Below are 19,304 nucleotides of genomic sequence, written 5' to 3'. Positions count from 1 at the left end.
AACATAAAGGCGGCCCAGGCCGCCTTGGTTCTCTTTACCGCCTTACGCCCCAATCACCCCGCCATCTTCACGCGTGATCATCAATACCGATGAACGCGGGCGCGGGCTGTTGTTCGGGAAGTGCGAATCGCCCTCTTCTCCCGGATGCTGCACGTTGACGAACATCGTCTTGTAGTCCGGAGTGAAGGTGATGCCGGTCAGTTCGCAGGACTTCGGCCCCACCATGAAACGGCGAATTTCGCCGCTGACCGGATCGCCCACCAGCATCTGGTTGTTGCCCTGCCCGACGTAATCCCCCTTGTTGCTGTACTTGCCGTCGGTGAGGATCCACAGGCGGCCGGCGCGATCGAAGCCCAGCCCGTCCGGGCTGTTGAACGTGTTGTCCGCCGTGATGTTCGGCGTGCCGCGGTTGACGCCTTCCGGGTGGGCAATCGGGTTGCCACACAGCGCATACATGTCCCAGGCAAAGGTGCCGGCGGTGGCGTCACCGCCTTCGTCCCAGCGAATGATCTGGCCATAGATATTGTTCGGCCGCGGGTTGGCGGCGTTCAGCGGCATCCCTTCCTCACCGCGCTTACTGTTGTTGGTCAGCGTGCAGTAAGCGCGGCCGTCATGCGGGTTCACCGCGATCCACTCCGGACGATCCATCTTGGTGGCGCCGACCTGCTGTGCCGCCTTGCGGGCGAAGATCAGCACTTCGGCCTCATCGCGGAAGCCGTTCTCCGGCGTCAGGCCATTCTTGCCGAACTCGAGCGCAATCCAGCGCCCTTTGCCCTTCAGCGGCGTGCCGGCGTCGTCACCGTCGAACTGCGCCACGTACAGCGTTCCCTCATCCAGCAGCGTGCGATTGTTGGCCGGATTGGCGGCGTCGACCACGCCTTTGGAAACGTACTTATAGATATGTTCGCCGCGCTCGTCGTCCCCCATGTACACCACCAGGCGGCCATCTTTGGCCACGGTCACCGCCGCATTTTCATGCTTGAAGCGGCCCAGCGCGGTGTGCTTGATGGGCGTCGAAGTCGGATTCAGCGGATCGATCTCCACGATCCAGCCGTGGCGGTTGAATTCGTTGGGGTTCTTCGCCACGTCGAAGCGCTCGTCATAGTCCGGCCAGTTACGCTCCGGCTCGCTGACCTTCAGCGTATAGCGCTTCTGTTCCGGCGTGGTTGGGTAATCGGCCTGACGGGTGCCGAAGTAGGTATCGAAGTTTTCTTCGCAGGTCAGGTAAGTGCCCCACGGCGTCTTGCCGTTGGCGCAGTTGCCGAAGGTGCCCAGCACCTTGCGTCCGCTCGGATCGGCGGCGGTCTGCAGCAGCGGATGCCCGGCGGCCGGGCCGCTGAACTGCATGTCGGTGTTGGCGGTGATGCGGCGGTTATAGCGCGACGGGCGCTCCACTTCCCAACGCTGGCCGTCGCCGACGCGCTTTACCGCCACGATGGAAACACCGTGCGCCGCCTGGGATTTACGCACCTCTTCCAGGCTGGTGGCCTTGGTGCCGCCGTGGGCGAACAGGTATTGCTCGTTGACGTATTCGTTATTGATGGCCATCACGCCGTGGCGATCGTCGATCGGGAAGAAACTCATGCCGTCGTTATTGTCGCCGAACTGTTTTTCCTGATCGGCGGCGCTGTTGTTGCCCTGCGGATCGAAAGCCGGTGCGCCATCCACCAGCGGCTCCCCCCAGGAGATCAGCACCTCCGCACGGTAGCCCGGCGCGATGGTCACCTCGTCGGCGGTAGAGGCGGCGATGCCCTGAAAGCCCAGCAGTTTGTTCGGCGGCAGATCCTCGGCCAACGCCTCGGCGGAGACCGACCAGATGCCGCCGCCGAGAAAGCCGGCCAGGCCGACGGCGCCGGCGCTGCCGAGCAGCAGTTTGCGGCGAGTGGGATCGATCAGGCGGTCGGCGTCTAATTGCTCAATTTGCTTGGTCATAGCGTGGTTACCTTTTTAGTTATGGCGCCGCGGTCAAGATTCACCAGAGTTGCCGGGGCGCTCGGAGTTGGGCTTCATACTAATCAGGTAATGTGACGGAAAGGTTACGGACGACGGGCGCAAAAAGGCCGGGGGCGCAATTGCTTGCGCCCCCGGGGAGAGTTGGCTAACGCGCTGAAATCAGCGGCGCTGCAGGATCTCGAAGCAGTAGCTGTGCGAGTTCAGATCGTCAGCGTCGTGGAACTCGCTGAACGTGGTTTCCCACTCGTCCGGCTCGTAATCCGGGAAGTGGGTATCGCCGCCGACCTCGGCGTCGATGTGCGTCAGGTACAGGCGATCGGCGCGCGGCAGCAGCTGGGTATAGATGCGCCCACCGCCGATCACCATCACTTCTTCCACGTCGCCGGCGGCGGCCAGCGCTTCATCCATCGAGGTCACCCAGGTCACCCCGGCTTCGCTGCCCGGACGGCTGCTCAAAACGATATTGTGGCGGCCCGGCAGCGGGCGGCCGATGGACTCGAAGGTCTTGCGGCCCATAATAACCGGCTTATTCAACGTGTTGCGTTTAAACCACGCAAGGTCCGCCGGCAGGTGCCACGGCATGGCGTTTTCCATGCCAATAACGCGATCCGCCGCCAAGGCAGCGATCAGGCTGATAATCATTGTTTAACCCTGTGTAGGCAGCAAAATTGGTGACACTATACGTAAAGGCCTGAGTGCCGTCGATAGGCTAATCAAGCAAGATGAATATATAAGATAGCTCTTATCAGCATATCTAATAACCAACGTTCTCCCGCCGGGAAATTTCACACGCCGGGGCGTTTGCGGTACAGCCAAAGGCCCGGCAACGACAGGCCGATCGACAACGCGCCGACGATGAAACTGGCCTTGAGGAAGTTGGTGATCATGGTCTCCATCAAGGCTTCGCTGTAGCCCAAATGCGAGATCTCTACCACAGTTATCATCGCGGTATAGGCGGAAATGCCGGGGAACATCGGGATCACCGCCGCCACGGTGAACACCTTCGGGTGCGCCAGCAGCCAGCGCGACCAGTAGATACCGATGATACCGATCAGGATCGCCGCCAGCAGCGAGGCCCACTCGATGTTCATGCCGCCGTGCATCATCAGCATGCGCGAACCGCGCCCGATGGCCCCAAGCAACGCGCAATAACGCAGCGCGCGCAGCGGCACGTTGAACACCATGGCGAAGCCCAGCGCCGGCACCGCCGCCAGCAACATCTCCTGCAACAAAGCCCACAGCAGACTCATGACCACCCCCGCAGATCCCACAGCGACATCGCCATCACCACCCCGATGCAGGTCGCCAGCGTCAGCAGGCTGGCCATCGCCCAGCGCGCCAGCCCGGTGTTGACGTGCCCCTTGAACATATCGGCCACCGCGTTGATCAGCGGGAAGCCCGGCACCAGCAACAGCACGCTGGCGGCCATCGCCACGCTCGAGGTGTCCTTAAACGCCGGCAGGCGCAGCAGCAGCCCGGAGATCGACGTCGCGACAAACGCCGTCAGGCAAAAATTGATCAGCGGATTCATATGGCGGGCGGTGAGAATTTGGCGCACCAGCATCGCCGTGCCACTGGCGATAAAGGTCACCAGGAAGGCGTCAGCGCCACCACCGTTGAGCATGCTGAAGCACCCGCAGGACAACCCCACCATCAGCACCACCAGCCAGCGCGGGTAGCGCAACGGCCGGATCCTGTCAAAACGGCGCGCCACGTCGTGCGCATCCGCCAGGTGGTGCTCGGCGAGGATCACGATATGCTGCACTTCAGTCACCACCTGCATATTGATGCCGCGATCGACGTTCTTCCGGGTGGTGGTCAGACAGGCGCCGTGGCTGAGGGTGGTCAACACCACCGCATTGGCGGAGATCGAGCTTTCCACGCTGTCCATCCCCAGCGCCAGCCCCAGGCGGGTCGACAGCTGTTCCACCACCGTGCTCTCAGCGCCGTGCTGCAACAGCAGCAGCGCGCATTGAATGCACAGGCGGGTTATTTCACGCTGTTGCCGGTGCGGTTCCGGCATGTCTGTGGCGTTAGTCTGCTGCATAGGGCTCCGTCGCTGGCGGTAGATGAATAATTATCATAGAGCCTAACAATACCTCATTGGGTTGATGCGCATCAGAGGAAGCGGCGTTATTATCGCCAGAACTCTGTCTTTTGTGCGAGACGCCCCCATGCTTGAAACTTCGCTGTTCGTCGCCGGCATTGCCGCCCTCGGCATGCTCTCCCCCGGCCCGGATTTTTTCCTGGTGATCAAAAACGCCGCCCGCTATCCGCGGCTGGCCGCCATGATGACCGCCTTTGGCGTGATCTGCGGCGTCGCTACCCATATGTCCTACTGCGTCGCCGGGCTGGCGGTGGTGATCACCACCACGCCGTGGTTGTTCAACCTGCTGAAATACGCCGGGGCGGTGTATCTGGTGTGGATCGGCATCCAGGCGCTGCTGTCGCGCGGCAGCGGTAAGATGAACGTCAGCAATCTGCCGCAGCAGCAGGTCAGCCTGAAGAGCGCCTTTGCGCAAGGCTACCTGTGCAACCTGCTGAACCCGAAAGCCACCCTGTTCTTCCTGGCGGTATTCACCCAGGTGCTGCAGATCGATTCCGGCCTGGGCGACAAGCTGTGGTACGCGGGGATTATTCTCGGCCTGTCGGTCATCTGGTGGCCGCTGCTGGTGTTCCTGATCCAGAGCGGGCCGGTGCGTCGCGGGTTGGAAAAGACCCAGAAGATCGTCGACAAGCTGCTGGGCGGTATGCTGATCGCCTTGGGCATCAAGGTCGCACTGAGCTAAGCAAAAAAAGGGGCGCCGATCTGGCGCCCCTACTCTTATCCTTTGGCTTCCACCACTTCATCCTCCGGCGCCTTGCCGTCGATACTGCCGCGCCAGCCGGTCTGCTGCACCCGCGCCAGCCGATTCTGATCCTGCTCGATGGCCGCGCTGAGCATCTCCTTGGCCCGCTGCAGGCTGGCGATGCGGAACTCGGTGTCCTGATAATTCTCCAGCGTGTCTTCCAGCATCTTCAGGTTATAGCGGCGGAACGTATCCGCCTTCTCGCGCGCCTCATAGGCGTCCAGCCCCAGCAGCTCAAGCGTTTCACGGCCGATGCGCAGCGAGCTTTCAAAGGTTTCGCGCTCCGGTTTTTCCACCCCCAGCTGCCGCAGCTGATACCAGTGATCGACGTCGCGCGCTCGCGCCACCACCTTCAGATGCGGGAAGTGCTGCCTGGCCAGCTCGGTTAACGCCAGGCTGTCTTCCACGTCGTCGATGGCGTTGATCAGCACCTTGGCGTGGGCGGCGCCGGCGGCCTCCAGCAAATCGGCGCGCGTGGCGTCGCCGTAGAACACCTTGGTGTCGAATTTGCGCAGCGTCTCGATATGGTCCGGATCGTGATCCAGTACCACGGTGTGTACGCCGTTGGCCAACAGCAAGCGGCCGGCGATCTGACCGAAACGGCCGAAGCCGGCGATGATCACGCTGGCATTCTCGTCGTCGATAACGTCAGCCGGGCGCTCCTCTTTCGGCGCATTTTTCTCCAACTGCGCGGCGATCACCAGCAGCAGCGGCGTGGCCGCCATCGACAGCGCCACCGCCAGCGTCAGCGACTTGGCCCATTCGACCGGCAGGACGCCGGCCAGCTGCGCGGCGCTGAAGATCACGAAGGCGAATTCACTGCCCTGCCCCAGCAGAATGGCGAACAGGCCGCGCTGGCGCTTCGGCACGCCGAGCAGCGGCCCAATCAGCCACAGCAGCGCCGCCTTGATCAGCATAAAGCCCAGCAGCAGCGAGGCGATCAGCAGCGGGTGATGGAACAGCGTGCCGAAGTCGATCGACATGCCGACGCCGATAAAGAACAGCCCCAGCAGCAGCCCCTTGAACGGCTGAATATCGCTCTCCAGCGCGTGGCGGTATTCCGAGCTCGCCAGCAGCACCCCGGCGAGGAACGCCCCCATCGCCATCGACAGCCCGGCCATCTCCAGCAGGATGCCGAAACCGAACACCAGGAACAGCGCCACGGCGCTGAACACCTCGCGCATGCCCGAACGGGCGACGAAGTGCAGCAGCGGGCGGGTGACGTAGCGGCCGAGCAGTACCACTATCGTCAACGCGCCCACCACCTTGGCCGCCGACAGCACGAAAGCGCCCAGCGTGGTGGTGGCGCCGCTGCTTGCCAGCAGCGGGATCATCGCCACCAGCGGGATCGCCGCAATATCCTGGAACAGCAGCACCGCAAATGCGCTGCGGCCGATCGGCGACGGCGTCAGGTTGCGTTCGCTCATCGCCTGCATGGCGATGGCGGTGGATGAGAGCGCCAGCGTCAGGCCAATCAACAGCGCCACCTTCCAGTTGAGGCCCAGGAAGTAACAGAAGGCGCTCAGCGCCAGGCCGCAGCCCACCATCTGAATGCTGCCGCCGCCGAACACCGAGGCGCGCAGCGTCCACAGCCGCTTGGGATCCAGCTCCAGGCCGATGATAAACAGCATCAGCACCACGCCGATCTCGGCGAAGGTCAGGATCGACTCGGCATCCGACACTAGCTTCAGCCCCCAGGGGCCAATGATGCAGCCGGCAATCAGGTAGCCGAGCACCGAGCCCAGCCCCAGTCGCACCGCGATCGGCACAAACAGCGCGGCGGAGCCGAGGTAGATCAGCCCCTCGATCATCATGTGGTGGTTATCCATGGCTGGCCTCCCGTGTTTCCGCTTCGGCATGTTCCATCAGGTAGTCCACCAACCGCTGCCGATAGGCTTCGCCGGCGGCGAGCAGCGCCGGTTCGTTGCAGGTAAAGGTGTTATGCAGAGCGAAAAAAGGCTGCCAGTTCATGCCGCAGTAAATCGCCGTGGCCTGCAGCGGCTGCGCCAGCGCGGCGAAGTTGGGAAAGTCGCCCAGCTCGAAGTGGTGCTCGTCGCCGCCGCTGGTCACCGCCCACAGGCAGTCTTTACCCACCAGCGCGTTGCCGTCGTGGCCGTAGGCCCAGCCGTGCTCCAGCACTTTGTCGATCCACAGCTTCAACAGCGGCGGGAAGCTGTACCACTGCATCGGATGCTGCAGCACCACCAGGTCGGCGCGCTCCAGCGCCCGCTGCTCGGCGTTGATGTCGATATTGAAATCGGGGTACAGCTCATACAGCGAGCGCACCTCTACCTCGGGGAGATCCCTCACCGCCTGCAGCAGGCGCTGGTTGGCATGCGAATGCCGGGGATACGGGTGAGCATAAATTATCAGAATCATTGTTATCGTCGTTCCTTCGTTCCTTGCCAATACACCAAGCATATACCAATCACACAGGGTGACAGTTTGCCCACTGATTGATAGCGGAAATTTTTAACGCCAGCCGACAAATTCGCTGAATAAAAAAGGGCGCTGCATCTGCAGCGCCCCTGGCGTAGCGTTATCGCGCGGTTATTTGCCGATGCGCGCGTGCATTTCCTGCACCGACGTGACCTGTTCGGTCGGATCCGCTTTCAGCGCCATCGCGGTGGCGAAGCCGCCGTTCAGCGTGGTGTCGTAGTGCACCTTGTACTGCAGGGCGCTGCGGCGAATCAGCTTGGAGTCTTCAATCGCCTGACGGCCGGCCGTGGTGTTGACGATGTAGGTGTACTCGCCGTTCTTGATACGGTCCTGAATGTGCGGACGCCCTTCGTGCACCTTGTTGACCAGGCGCGGGTTGATGCCCGCTTCGCCCAGCACCACCGCGGTGCCGTGGGTAGCGTCCAGCTCGAAGCCCTGCTTCAGCAGGCTGGCGGCCAAATCGACCACGCGAGCCTTGTCGCCTTCACGCACCGACAGCAGCGCGCGGCCCTGCTTTTTCATGCCCGAGTTACTGCCCAGCATCGCTTTGGAGAAGGCTTCCGCGAAGGTGCGGCCCACGCCCATCACTTCCCCGGTAGAGCGCATTTCCGGCCCCAGAATCGGGTCGACGCCCGGGAATTTGTTGAATGGCAGCACCACTTCTTTCACCGAGTAGTACGGCGGGATAATTTCTTCGGTCACGCCCTGCTCAACCAGCGTTTTGCCCGCCATCACGCGCGCGGCCACTTTGGCCAGCGGCACGCCGGTCGCTTTGGACACGAACGGCACGGTACGCGCGGCGCGCGGGTTCACTTCAATCAGGTAGACTTCGTTGTCTTTCACCGCGAACTGCACGTTCATCAGGCCGCGTACCTGCAGCTCGAACGCCAGCTTTTCCACCTGACGACGCATTACGTCCTGAATTTCCTGGCTCAGGGTGTACGCCGGCAGCGAACACGCGGAGTCGCCGGAGTGCACGCCCGCCTGCTCGATGTGCTCCATGATGCCGCCAATCAGCACGCGCTCGCCGTCGCAGATGGCGTCGACGTCCACTTCCACCGCGTCGTCCAGGAAGCGGTCCAGCAACACCGGCGCATCGTTGGACACGCTGACCGCAGTCTGGAAGTAACGGCGCAGGTCGGTTTCGTCATAGACGATTTCCATCGCCCGGCCGCCCAGCACGTAGGAAGGGCGCACCACCAGCGGATAGCCGATGCCCGCCGCCTTCTCCACCGCCTGCTCGATGGCGGTGACGGTGGCGTTGGCCGGCTGCTTCAGGCCCAGACGGTTAACCGCCTGCTGGAAGCGCTCGCGGTCTTCGGCACGGTCAATGGCGTCCGGGCTGGTGCCGATGATCGGCACGCCCGCAGCTTCCAGCTCGCGCGCCAGCTTCAGCGGGGTCTGGCCGCCGTACTGCACGATCACGCCCTTCGGCTTCTCGATGCGCACGATTTCCAGCACGTCTTCCAGCGTCACCGGCTCGAAGTACAGGCGGTCGGAGGTGTCGTAGTCGGTGGAGACGGTTTCCGGGTTACAGTTGACCATGATGGTCTCGTAGCCGTCTTCGCGCAGCGCCAGCGAGGCGTGCACGCAGCAGTAGTCGAACTCGATGCCCTGGCCGATACGGTTCGGCCCGCCGCCCAGCACCATCACTTTCGGCCGGTCGTTGGTCGGGTTGGACTCGCACTCTTCTTCATAGGTGGAGTACATGTAGGCGGTGTCGGTGGCGAATTCCGCCGCGCAGGTATCCACGCGCTTGTACACCGGATGCAGGCCGTGGCTGTGGCGCAGCTTGCGAATTTCGCTCTCGGCGACGCCGGCCAGCTTGGCCAGACGCGCATCGGCGAAGCCCTTGCGTTTCAGGGTGCGCAGGAACGCTTTGTTCAGGCCGTTGATGCCCGCGTCGGCCACCTGCTCTTCCAGGCGCACCAGCTCTTCAATCTGCACCAGGAACCAGCGGTCGACGTTGGTCAGGTTGAAGACGCCGTCAACCGACAAACCGGCGCGGAAGGCGTCGGCGATGTACCAGATGCGGTCAGAGCCGGCGTCTTTCAGCTCGCGGCGGATCTTGGTCAGCGCTTCCGGATCGTCCAGGCTGACTTTCGGGTCGAAGCCGGTAGCGCCCACTTCCAGGCCGCGCAGCGCTTTTTGCAGCGACTCCTGCTGGGTGCGGCCGATGGCCATCACTTCGCCGACCGACTTCATCTGGGTGGTCAGGCGATCGTTGGCGCCGGCGAACTTCTCGAAGTTGAAGCGCGGGATCTTGGTCACGACGTAGTCGATGGACGGTTCGAACGATGCCGGGGTGCGGCCGCCGGTGATGTCGTTCATCAGCTCATCGAGGGTGTAGCCCACCGCCAGCTTGGCGGCGATCTTGGCGATAGGGAAGCCGGTGGCTTTCGACGCCAGCGCCGAAGAGCGCGACACGCGCGGGTTCATTTCGATAACGATCAGGCGGCCGGTTTTCGGGTTGACCGAGAACTGCACGTTGGAGCCGCCGGTTTCGACGCCGATCTCACGCAGCACCGCCATCGAGGCGTTGCGCATGATTTGGTATTCCTTGTCGGTCAGGGTCTGGGCCGGTGCGACGGTGATCGAGTCGCCGGTGTGGATGCCCATCGCGTCGAAGTTTTCGATGGAGCAGACGATGATACAGTTGTCGTTCTTATCACGCACCACCTCCATCTCGTACTCTTTCCAACCGATCAACGATTCATCGATCAGCAGCTCGTTGGTCGGCGACAGGTCCAGACCGCGTTCGCAGATCTCTTCGAACTCTTCGCGGTTGTAGGCGATGCCGCCACCGGTGCCGCCCATGGTAAAGGAAGGGCGGATGATGCACGGGAAGCCGACGTCAGCGGCTACCGCCAGCGCTTCTTCCATGGTGTGCGCAATGCCGGAACGCGCGGTGTCCAGACCGATTTTCTTCATCGCCACGTCGAAACGGCGACGGTCTTCGGCCTTGTCGATCGCATCGGCGGTCGCGCCGATCATGGTAACGCCGAACTCGGCCAGCACGCCCTGACGCTCCAGCTCCAGCGCGCAGTTCAGCGCCGTCTGGCCGCCCATGGTCGGCAGCACCGCATCCGGGCGCTCTTTTTCGATGATCTTGCGCACCACTTCCCAGTGGATCGGCTCGATGTAGGTCGCGTCGGCCATTTCCGGGTCGGTCATGATGGTCGCCGGGTTGGAGTTGACCAGAATGACGCGGTAACCCTCTTCGCGCAGCGCTTTGCACGCCTGGGCACCCGAGTAGTCGAACTCACACGCCTGGCCGATAACGATCGGGCCAGCGCCGAGGATCAGGATGCTTTTTATGTCTGTACGTTTTGGCATTTTTTACTGCTCCTGATTATTTGGCGTTAGAACGGTAAGTCTCAATCAGTTCGATAAAGTGATCGAACAACGGCGCGGCATCATGCGGGCCTGGGCTGGCTTCCGGGTGCCCCTGGAAGCTGAACGCCGCTTTGTCGGTGCGGTGAATGCCCTGCACCGTGTGGTCGAACAGCGATTTGTGCGTGACGCGCAGGTTCGCCGGCAGGTTGTTTTCATCGACGGCGAAGCCGTGGTTCTGCGCGGTGATCATCACGGTGTTGTTGTCCAGATCCTTCACCGGGTGGTTGCCGCCGTGGTGGCCGAGCTTCATCTTCATGGTTTTCGCCCCGCTGGCCAGCGCCAGCAGCTGGTGACCCAGGCAGATGCCGAACACCGGAATGTCGGTTTCCAGGAACTGTTTGATGGCGGCGATGGCGTAGTCGCATGGCTCCGGGTCGCCCGGGCCGTTGGACAGGAAGATGCCGTCCGGATTCATTTTCAGCACCTCGTCGGCCGGGGTCTGCGCCGGCACCACGGTCAGGCGGCAGCCGCGATCCACCAGCATGCGCAGGATGTTGCGCTTGGCGCCGTAGTCGTAAGCCACTACGTGGAACGGCAGCTCCGCGGCGGTCTTGGCTTCAGGCAGGTCGCCTTCAAGCGTCCAGCTGCCTTGCTGCCAGCTGTAGGCCTCTTGGGTGGTGACCTCTTTCGCCAGATCCATGCCCTTCAACCCCGGGAAACCTTGCGCCTTGGCCAGGGCCAGCGCGGCGTCCGGCGAGTCCGCGGCGATGATGCAGCCGTTCTGGGCGCCCTTCTCGCGCAGCAGGCGGGTTAATTTACGGGTATCGATATCGGCGATTGCCACGATGTTGTGACGCTTGAGGTAGTCGGACAGGCTTTCTTCGTTGCGGTAGTTGCTGGCGATCAGCGGGAGGTCACGAATGACGAGGCCTTGGGCGTGTACTGCGGAGGATTCTTCGTCGGAAGCATTAGTGCCGACATTGCCGATATGAGGATAAGTAAGAGTAACGATCTGGCGGGAATAGGAAGGATCAGTGAGGATTTCTTGATAACCGGTCATCGACGTATTGAAGACCACTTCCCCCACTGCCGTTCCCTCTGCCCCGATGGCCCGACCGTGGAATTGGGTTCCGTCTTCCAGAACCAATAGCGCTGACTTTATCAAAACATCCTCCGAGGAATAATCAATCACAATATTTGCATATTAATTCAGATATCGCGATCTAAATCAATGCAAAAACCGTCCGCGAGGCCAATTTTTGGCAAATTGGGCGCATTTTAATGATGAGTGCCAGGCTTGTCTACCCAAACTGCCGTTTTTTGTTTTATTTTTGCAGTTCTCACCGCTCATGCGGCTTGAGCGGCGATAAAAACACAGAAAACCGGGGCTGGAAAACGGTTGCGAGGCTGAATGACGAAAAATGGTGCCAGAATGGGCTCCAAAAGACGCTGAAATAAGATCTGGTGGATAAAAACGGGATGATTAGCAAGGTAAACATCAATAAATAACAATCAATGAAATAAAAACACACCAACGCTTCTTTTTTCATGTTAAAAAAAAGGACAATAAAATTATTGTCCGATTATCATAGCATTATGATCAATACAACCACATCACGATGGTATGCAAATTAATTATAATTGGTCCAGATTCAGCACATCACGCATATCAAACAGACCTTTATCCCGGTTATGCAACCAGGCAGCCGCACGCACCGCGCCGCTGGCAAAAGTCATCCGGCTGGAGGCCTTATGGGTAATTTCCACCCGTTCACCGATGTCGGCGAACATCGCGGTGTGCTCGCCGACGATATCGCCGGCGCGAATGGTGGCAAAGCCGATGCTTTTCGGATCGCGTTCGCCGGTATGGCCTTCGCGCGCATAGACCGCGCAGCTTTTCAGGTCGCGCCCCAGCGCGCCGGCGATCGCTTCGCCCATGGCCAGCGCCGTGCCCGACGGCGCATCCACTTTGTGGCGGTGGTGCGCCTCAACGATTTCGATATCGGTATAGTCGCCCATCACCTGCGCGGCCTTCTCCAGCAGTTTCAACACCAGGTTGACGCCGACGCTGAAGTTGGCGGCGAACACGATGCCGATATGCTGCGCCGCATCGCGGATCGCCTGTTTGCCGGCGTCATCGAAGCCGGTAGTGCCAATCACCATCGCCTTGTGGTGCGCCACGCAAAAATCCAGGTAACCCCGGGTGCTTTCCGGGCGGGTGAAGTCGATCAAAATATCGAACTCGTTCGCCACCTTCTCCAGACTGTCGCTCACCTTGACGCCCAGCGCGCCGATGCCCGCCAGTTCGCCGGCGTCGACGCCGACCAGGCTGGAGCCCGGGCGCGACAGCGCCGCCCCCAACACCACGCCTTCCGCCTGCTGCACCGCCTGGATCAATTGACGGCCCATCCGGCCGCCGGCGCCCGCAATCGCAATGCGGATTTGTGAATCACTCATGCTTGCTCTCTTCTTGATTTGACGCCTATCCCATTAGGCTATCGATTCAGGGTAACCGCCCCGCTTCAGCGTCGCCAGAGGATTCATTTCATAATTAGAAAATTATGATATTCCTCCGTTCTCATCAGCGGCGCTGTCGTGAGATTAACATTCAACCGATTTGGCGGCCTGCGACGATTGTACATAATCATGCAGTTTCCATGGCAAAAAAATGCAGAAAAAAGGCGCCGAAAACGGCGCCAGAGGAAGGAAGAACGGCAAGGTCAGGCGGTAATGGCGGCCACTTCGTTGGCGATCGCCGTCAGCGCGTCGTGGCGGGCATAGTCCTCACGCACCAGCGCCGCGCGTTGCCGATAGATCGGCTGTTGCAGAATGCGCGTCGCCGCCGCCAGGATCTGTTCGGCGGTCGGCGTGCTGGTGTGCAGGCTGATGCCGCAGCCGGCGGCCACCACGCGCGCGGCCGCCTCCAGCTTGTCCTCGCCGGTGCCGGCGACGATCAGCGGCACGCCGCTGTCCAGCGCATAGTTGATCGAGCCGTAACCGCCGTTGGTGATCAGCAGCGCCGTCTCCGGCAGCCAGCGTTCGAAGGAGATGAACTCCCGCACTCTGGCATTGCCCGGCAGTGCCTCCATCAGCCCTTCCGTCGCCCGTCCGCCGGTCGTGGCCAGCACTCGCACCGGCAAATGCGCCAGCGCTTGCAGCGTCGGTACGATCAGCTGATGCAGATCGACATTGGCCAGCGTGCCCTGTGTCACAATCACCAACGGCCGACGGTCATCCGTCTCCCACAGCGTCTCTTCCGCCGCCGGCTGGCCGCCGCTGCGCAGCGGGCCGACGAAGCGCACGCCGCTCGGCAGATCGTCACGCTCATATTCCAGTGCCGTGGTAGCCAGCTGCAGGAAACGCTCGCAGCCGCCGATCAGCGCGTCGGTGAATGGGCGATCCAGCGCCCGCCCGCCCGCCTGCACCAGCGCGGTATCGAAGCTCTGCTGTACTTCATCGAGCAGCACGCGCGTTTCTTCATCCACCAGCTGCTCACGGGTCAACGCCTGTGGCAGCAGCGCCGGCGGGATACGCGGGCCATAAAAAATAGCATCGCGCGAAGAATACGACAGCGGCGTAACGCCGATACCGAAGACCGGCGGCCGCTCGGCGGACTGCAGCAGCGGCAGCACGCCGTAGAAGCAGTTCTCCACCATCAGCAGATCGGTCTTTTCGGCGGCGATCGCCGCCCGCAGCTGCCGATCCAGCAGCGGGATCGGTGCGGCGAAGAAATCCTTCAGCGCCAGCGCCATCTGCGCATTGCCCGGCGGCAGCGCGGCGCGCGCCGGAAAGTGCTCTTCCAGGTGGCGATAGTCGAAATCTACCTGCGCGTCGAACGGCACGAAGTTCGCGCCCGCCGCCTCGGCGCGTTCGCGAAACAGCGCGCCGGTCATCACCCGCACCTGATGCCCTTGGGCAATCAGGTGGCGAGCGATGGCTAACATCGGGTAAACGTGCCCCGGAGTGGCGACCGCCGCCATCAGTATCCTTGCCATAATGCTCCTTTACGCTTCTGCGTTGGCCGGCTTCAGCGCCAGATTGGCGCACACCGGGTTGCTCTGAATATGCACGCGCTGCAAATGACGCGCGGAACGGGCGGTAAAGCCCTCACGGCCGTGCAGCAGCGAGAAGTTGTCCGCCACCACCACGTCACCCTGTTGCCATTGGTGAGCATAATAGTGACGCGGATCGTACAGGTGCTGCTGCAGGGTGTGGTGGAACTGTTCCTGCTGCTGTTCCGGCACGCCGTGATATTCCAGCGCATGCTGGTTGAGGAATTTTTTCCCCTCCGTCGGCGGTTCATTGTAGCGCATGATTAACCCCCTGCCGTTCGGGTGCTGCACCACCAGCGGCGAACAGACTTCACCGCCGTAATGCACCACCTGCTTGATGCGGTAGGTGATCGAGACCGACAGCCACTGATCCAGCAGCGCTTCGTCCGCATTGGCCAACAGCCGTGTGGTATCGACGAAGGTGGTGCATCCGCCTTCGTCCTGAGAGGGTGCCGCCACGCAGTGGAACAGCTGGAACTCGGGGATGGTCGGCTTATACATGCCATCCCAATGCAGCGGGACGTAGCTGCTGTCGAAGATATGATCCTTGGCGTCCGGATGTTCCTTCACGTCCAGCACCGCACCGAACGGCCACATCATGATTTCGCCCCACTGTTCGGCATAGCGAGTCAGGACTTCCGCCTCGCTGAAACCGGAGTCGAATCCGCGCAGCACCAGCAAGTGGTGTTCCTGTGCCAGCGCTCGCAGCGCCGCCACCGGTAGCTCGCCGATCTTTTGCCCCGGATGCTGCGGCGTCAGGATCGCGCCGAACGGGGTATTCGGTTGGATATGGCAATTAAGCGGTTGGTTGTTCATCGGTGATTCTCCTTGCATCGAATGTGCTGCTCACACGGCAACGTGCCGTCAAAAACGCGCCCGCCAGGATTTCGGGCGCAAAAGCCTGCGGCGGCCTCAGGCCATCTGTGGCTGCTCGATCAGGTAATGGCTCGGCGTGCCGCGGATCTCCACCAGTTCGCCGTCCAGGCTCTGCGCGTCTTTACGCTTCATCAGCACGAACTGGCCGTTCACGTTCGCCGCCACGCCGTGCCACGGTGTCAGCCAGTCGTCTTTGGTCGGCATCATGTGGATGCCCATTTTCAGGCTATCGACCGGCTGCGGGTGAATCGACAGGCGGATCGCCGCCGGGAAATGTTGCGCCAGCAGGTTGCCCCAGGCCCAGCTGCGTTGGATCACGCCGCAGGCGCGCTGCTTGGCGTCCTTCTGCAGCGCGGCGTTGGAACCGCTGTAGCCCGGCAGCTGGCTGTCTTCATACAGGAAACGCGTGATGGCGCGGTACAGCAAGAGGCCCTGTTCGTCCTGCATCAGCTGTTGCTTGATCGCCTCTTCCGACTCGGCGTAGCCGTCCACCAACAGCCGGCGCAGCAGATCGTAATCGTCGGTATGCTCCGCCAGGCCTTTGACGTCGCCGAGGTTGAACACGCTCAGGTGCGTCGCACCCACTTCATGCAGCAGGCCTTCAATCTCGCGCTGATAGTGGTTGATCGCTTCGTCGCTGACGCGGATCAGATCGCCGAACACGTGGCCGTCGGAGCAGATAACGATATGCGCACCCGGCGGGTAATAGAGTTGAATACGCTGGCACAGCGAGTTGAGGAAGATCAGCGACAGCCGCTCCGCCATGTCCGGCACCGCGCCGATCACCTTGTTGGTGTTGGGCGACTTGGTCGGAAAGGCCGGCAGCACGAATTCGATGCGCTGCTCGTTTTCAATGAATGCCCGAATGCGTGGCAATTGCACCTGAGTGACCCGTTGTTCTTCTTCGGCAATTGAGGTGTCGCCACCGGGGAAACGGCGGCGGTATTGCAATAATTCACGTAGGATTTTTAACGCTATTTCATCTTTCTGAACGCTGTCCACAATGTGCTCCTGTTGCGATGCGGCGCGGGTGTATTATTGAAAAGCGCAATAAGATTTATCAAAAAGAGAAAAAACCTCTGCGAGATAATAATTAGCCCGGCGTTTATATGCTTCAGGCAATATAGAAGAGATGGTGCTATATTATTAGCCCGTATAATTCACAATCTTGGTTAAGTTGTGCTTAACAAACTATGAGCAATATTTTAAAACGCATGGCCATTTTCTCAAAAGTGGTCGATTGCGGCGCATTCAGCATGGCGGCAAAAGAATTGGGCATGACGACCTCGGCCGTCAGCCAACATATTCGCCAGTTGGAGGAACATCTGGGCATTCAATTACTGTTGCGGTCGACGCGTTCATTGAGTCTGACCGAAGCCGGATTGTGCTTTTATGAAGATTGCCTGCTGATGATCCACGCCGCCGAACGCGGCCAACAACGGATCGCCGCGCTGCGTGGCGAACTGGTGGGTGAACTACGCGTCGCCACCTCGACCGAATTCGCCACCCACTATCTGGTGCCGGCGCTGCAGAGCTTCCTCGACGAGCACCCGCGGCTCACGCTGCGGCTGGAAATCCACGATGAGAAGATAGACCTCATCACGCAACGCATCGATCTGGCGATACGCGGCGGCGTGCTGGCCGACTCCAGCTACGTTTCCACCCGGCTGGCGCGCTGCCGCGAAGTGCTGTGCGCCTCGCCGGCCTACCTGGCGCACCACGGCGTGCCGGATTCGCCGCAGGCGCTGACGCATCACCACTGGGTGACCTTTACACCGCTCGGCAACCCGCAGTTTGTTCGTCTGATCCATCGCGACGGCGGTGAACACCGCATGCGCATGACCGGGCGCTTGTTCACCAACAGCGGTATGGCGATGAAGGAGTTGGCGCTGACCGGCAAGGGTATCATTCGCAATTTCTTCGCCAACGTTGAGCGTGAGTTGCTCAGCGGCGAGCTGATTGAAATATTGCCCGACTGGCGATTACCGGAAATAAATTGCTATGCCATTATGCCGCGTCGGGAGATTCAGCCATTAAAAGTCCGACGATTGCTGGAGCATATGAAGCTCTATTTAAAGGAGAAAGGATTAAACGCCTTAGAACATATTCGGCAGGAATAAAATAAGAAACATCTGCAACACCCATTATTGTAATTATTGTAATCACCTTGCCAACGCCAGGCCTTATTTAGATTGCAGACTAATGATACCTTGATTAATGACTTTTCGTCAGCTTATATAATTAATGACACCGACGCTATTTCAAATACTCAGAATAAATTTGACTTTAGTTAGCAGAAAATTTGAATATGCGCAGCGTTTTATTTTCAATGCCATGCAAATGCCAAAAAAAACGGGAAGCCTGGGCTCCCCGTTGTCATCCGCCGGCGCCTGTCAGTCTATCTGACGAACGTCCACGCGCAGCTCTTTCGGCACTTCGAACACGATGTTCTCTTCACGCCCGCTGATTTCATGCACGTCCATACCGCCCAGCGCTTTCAGGCGAGAGATCACCTCCTGCACCAGCACGTCCGGCGCTGAGGCACCGGCGGTAACGCCGATATGGCGCGCCCCGCTCAGCCAGCTCTCCTGAATATCCGCCGCCGAATCGATAAGATAAGCCGGTTTGCCGACGCGCTGCGCCAGTTCAGCCAGTCGGTTGGAGTTGGAGGAGTTTTTTGACCCCACCACCAGCACCACGTCCGCATCGCCGGCCAGGTTACGCACCGCTTCCTGACGGTTGGTGGTGGCGTAGCAAATGTCATCCTTGCGCGGGCCGATAATGCTCGGGAAACGCTGGCGCAGGGCGTCGATCACGTCCGAGGTATCATCTACCGACAGCGTGGTCTGCGTCATGAAGCACAGGTTGCTTTCATCTTTCACCTGCAGCTTCCACACGTCTTCCGGCGACTCGACCAGGTACATGCCGCCCTGCGGGTTGCTGTACTGGCCCATGGTGCCTTCCACTTCCGGGTGCCCGGCGTGGCCAATCAGAATCGCTTCGGTGCCGCGGCGGCTGGCGCGCGCCACTTCCATATGCACCTTGGTCACCAGCGGGCAAGTGGCGTCGAACAGCATGGTCAGATCGCGCGCCTTGGCTTCGGCGCGCACCGCCTGAGAAACGCCGTGCGCCGAGAAGATCAGGATAGAGCCGTCCGGCACTTCCGCGATCTCTTCGATAAACACCGCGCCGCGCTCACGCAGGCTGTCGACCACGTAGCGGTTGTGCACCACTTCATGCCGCACGTAGATCGGTGCGCCATACAGTTCCAGCGCGCGTTCCACGATGCTGATCGCACGATCAACCCCGGCGCAGAAGCCGCGCGGGTTAGCCAGCAATATTTGCATGCATCTCCTCCTGCTGCGGATCGATCTCCAGCACTTCGATATCGAAGGTCACCGGATGGCCCGCCAGCGGATGGTTGAAATCGACGGTGATCGAATCTTCCGCCACCGCGCGCACCACGCCCGGCATTTCACTGCCGTCGATGGCGGTAAACAGCATGATGGTGCCCACGTCCGGCACGCCGGTTTCCGCGAAGTCGCGGCGCGAGAAGAACTGGACCAGATCCGGGTTCTCCGCGCCGAACGCCGCTTCCGGCTGCAGGGTAAAGGCGCATTTGTCGCCCGCGCGCAGGCCAAGCAGCTGCGCTTCCAGCGGTGCCGACAGGCTGCCGTCACCCAGGCGGAACAGCGCCGGCTTGCCGCTGCTGCGGGTGGATTCGGCGGTCGAACCGTCTTCCAGTTTCAGCGTAAAGTGAACCAGCACCGCGCTGTCACTGATAACCTGAGCCGTCATA

16 protein-coding genes are annotated in these 19,304 nt (G+C 60.9%); 2 read left to right on the top strand and 14 right to left on the bottom strand.

The features are described 5' to 3' along the window. Window positions 1–42: 42 nt before the first annotated feature. The 4 genes from EKL15_RS20605 to EKL15_RS20590 form a co-directional block, all read right to left on the bottom strand. Window positions 43–1,932 (bottom strand): PhoX family phosphatase, encoded by a 1,890-nt coding sequence (locus EKL15_RS20605; protein WP_100396041.1) that lies wholly within the window; start codon window positions 1,930–1,932, stop codon window positions 43–45. A 180-nt stretch (window positions 1,933–2,112) separates the two neighbouring features. Next, window positions 2,113–2,595: a type 3 dihydrofolate reductase gene (gene folA, locus EKL15_RS20600; RefSeq protein ID WP_038873402.1), complete on the bottom strand. Its 483-nt coding sequence runs from the start codon at window positions 2,593–2,595 to the stop codon at window positions 2,113–2,115. A gap of 143 nt (window positions 2,596–2,738) precedes the next feature. Further along, on the bottom strand, window positions 2,739–3,203 hold the full coding sequence (locus EKL15_RS20595) for a threonine/serine exporter (protein ID WP_033637072.1): 465 nt from the start codon (window positions 3,201–3,203) through the stop codon (window positions 2,739–2,741). Further along, window positions 3,200–4,000 carry a threonine/serine exporter ThrE family protein gene (locus EKL15_RS20590; protein WP_060426347.1) on the bottom strand — a complete coding sequence of 267 codons (801 nt, stop codon included), beginning with the start codon at window positions 3,998–4,000 and terminating at the stop codon, window positions 3,200–3,202. Before EKL15_RS20590 ends, EKL15_RS20595 begins: the two co-directional genes overlap by 4 nt. A gap of 127 nt (window positions 4,001–4,127) precedes the next feature. Between EKL15_RS20590 and EKL15_RS20585 the strand changes: the two genes are divergently transcribed. Beyond that, complete coding sequence (locus EKL15_RS20585; protein WP_033651688.1) at window positions 4,128–4,742, top strand: LysE family translocator; 615 nt, start codon at window positions 4,128–4,130, stop codon at window positions 4,740–4,742. A gap of 35 nt (window positions 4,743–4,777) precedes the next feature. On the opposite strand, the gene kefC is transcribed toward EKL15_RS20585, so the two are convergent. The 8 genes from kefC to pvcA form a co-directional block, all read right to left on the bottom strand. Beyond that, window positions 4,778–6,631, bottom strand: coding sequence for a glutathione-regulated potassium-efflux system protein KefC (gene kefC, locus EKL15_RS20580; protein ID WP_038873391.1), 1,854 nt, complete (start codon window positions 6,629–6,631; stop codon window positions 4,778–4,780). Beyond that, on the bottom strand, window positions 6,624–7,181 hold the full coding sequence (gene kefF, locus EKL15_RS20575) for a glutathione-regulated potassium-efflux system oxidoreductase KefF (protein ID WP_060422413.1): 558 nt from the start codon (window positions 7,179–7,181) through the stop codon (window positions 6,624–6,626). Before kefF ends, kefC begins: the two co-directional genes overlap by 8 nt. A 171-nt stretch (window positions 7,182–7,352) precedes the next feature. Further along, window positions 7,353–10,577 (bottom strand): carbamoyl-phosphate synthase large subunit, encoded by a 3,225-nt coding sequence (gene carB, locus EKL15_RS20570; protein WP_033649161.1) that lies wholly within the window; start codon window positions 10,575–10,577, stop codon window positions 7,353–7,355. 16 nt (window positions 10,578–10,593) lie between these two features. Next, a complete protein-coding gene (gene carA, locus EKL15_RS20565) occupies window positions 10,594–11,742 on the bottom strand; it encodes a glutamine-hydrolyzing carbamoyl-phosphate synthase small subunit (RefSeq protein WP_048232622.1) in 1,149 nt (382 codons plus the stop codon). Window positions 11,743–12,212: 470 nt separating this feature from the next. Further along, the gene (gene dapB / locus EKL15_RS20560) at window positions 12,213–13,034 is read right to left on the bottom strand and encodes a 4-hydroxy-tetrahydrodipicolinate reductase (RefSeq protein ID WP_060422408.1); all 822 of its coding nucleotides are present in this window, start codon (window positions 13,032–13,034) and stop codon (window positions 12,213–12,215) included. 263 nt (window positions 13,035–13,297) lie between these two features. Next, window positions 13,298–14,557: a glycosyltransferase gene (locus tag EKL15_RS20555; protein WP_060440791.1), complete on the bottom strand. Its 1,260-nt coding sequence runs from the start codon at window positions 14,555–14,557 to the stop codon at window positions 13,298–13,300. A gap of 24 nt (window positions 14,558–14,581) precedes the next feature. Further along, on the bottom strand, window positions 14,582–15,445 hold the full coding sequence (locus EKL15_RS20550) for a TauD/TfdA family dioxygenase (protein ID WP_049272798.1): 864 nt from the start codon (window positions 15,443–15,445) through the stop codon (window positions 14,582–14,584). A 96-nt stretch (window positions 15,446–15,541) separates the two neighbouring features. Beyond that, a complete protein-coding gene (gene pvcA, locus EKL15_RS20545; RefSeq protein ID WP_060422401.1) occupies window positions 15,542–16,507 on the bottom strand; it encodes an L-tyrosine isonitrile synthase in 966 nt (321 codons plus the stop codon). Window positions 16,508–16,698: 191 nt separating this feature from the next. Here pvcA and EKL15_RS20540 point away from each other — a divergent pair, with 191 nt between their 5' ends. After that, entirely contained in the window at window positions 16,699–17,625 is a 927-nt protein-coding gene (locus tag EKL15_RS20540; protein WP_060422398.1) for a LysR family transcriptional regulator, read from the top strand. A 273-nt stretch (window positions 17,626–17,898) separates the two neighbouring features. On the opposite strand, the gene ispH is transcribed toward EKL15_RS20540, so the two are convergent. Further along, entirely contained in the window at window positions 17,899–18,852 is a 954-nt protein-coding gene (gene ispH / locus EKL15_RS20535) for a 4-hydroxy-3-methylbut-2-enyl diphosphate reductase (protein WP_038873368.1), read from the bottom strand. Further along, a complete protein-coding gene (gene fkpB / locus EKL15_RS20530; protein WP_033637057.1) occupies window positions 18,833–19,303 on the bottom strand; it encodes an FKBP-type peptidyl-prolyl cis-trans isomerase in 471 nt (156 codons plus the stop codon). The genes ispH and fkpB overlap by 20 nt, the downstream gene beginning before the upstream one ends. Window position 19,304 lies beyond the last annotated feature (1 nt).

This window comes from Serratia sp. 4542, assembly GCF_016805595.1.
GTDB classification, from domain to species: domain Bacteria; phylum Pseudomonadota; class Gammaproteobacteria; order Enterobacterales; family Enterobacteriaceae; genus Serratia; species Serratia nevei.
This window is presented reverse-complemented; position numbering and strand designations above follow the sequence as displayed.

Coding starts and splice junctions, on each gene's coding strand:
- EKL15_RS20590 (WP_060426347.1), bottom strand. CDS start 4,000: ATGCAGCAGACTAACGCCACAGACATGCCGGAACCGCACCGGCAACAG.
- EKL15_RS20585 (WP_033651688.1), top strand. CDS start 4,128: ATGCTTGAAACTTCGCTGTTCGTCGCCGGCATTGCCGCCCTCGGCATG.
- fkpB (WP_033637057.1), bottom strand. CDS start 19,303: ATGACGGCTCAGGTTATCAGTGACAGCGCGGTGCTGGTTCACTTTACG.
- EKL15_RS20550 (WP_049272798.1), bottom strand. CDS start 15,445: ATGAACAACCAACCGCTTAATTGCCATATCCAACCGAATACCCCGTTC.
- EKL15_RS20555 (WP_060440791.1), bottom strand. CDS start 14,557: ATGGCGGCGGTCGCCACTCCGGGGCACGTTTACCCGATGTTAGCCATC.
- ispH (WP_038873368.1), bottom strand. CDS start 18,852: ATGCAAATATTGCTGGCTAACCCGCGCGGCTTCTGCGCCGGGGTTGAT.
- kefF (WP_060422413.1), bottom strand. CDS start 7,181: ATGATTCTGATAATTTATGCTCACCCGTATCCCCGGCATTCGCATGCC.
- carB (WP_033649161.1), bottom strand. CDS start 10,577: ATGCCAAAACGTACAGACATAAAAAGCATCCTGATCCTCGGCGCTGGC.
- EKL15_RS20605 (WP_100396041.1), bottom strand. CDS start 1,932: ATGACCAAGCAAATTGAGCAATTAGACGCCGACCGCCTGATCGATCCC.
- folA (WP_038873402.1), bottom strand. CDS start 2,595: ATGATTATCAGCCTGATCGCTGCCTTGGCGGCGGATCGCGTTATTGGC.
- kefC (WP_038873391.1), bottom strand. CDS start 6,631: ATGGATAACCACCACATGATGATCGAGGGGCTGATCTACCTCGGCTCC.
- EKL15_RS20595 (WP_033637072.1), bottom strand. CDS start 3,203: ATGAGTCTGCTGTGGGCTTTGTTGCAGGAGATGTTGCTGGCGGCGGTG.
- EKL15_RS20540 (WP_060422398.1), top strand. CDS start 16,699: ATGAGCAATATTTTAAAACGCATGGCCATTTTCTCAAAAGTGGTCGAT.
- dapB (WP_060422408.1), bottom strand. CDS start 13,034: ATGAGTGATTCACAAATCCGCATTGCGATTGCGGGCGCCGGCGGCCGG.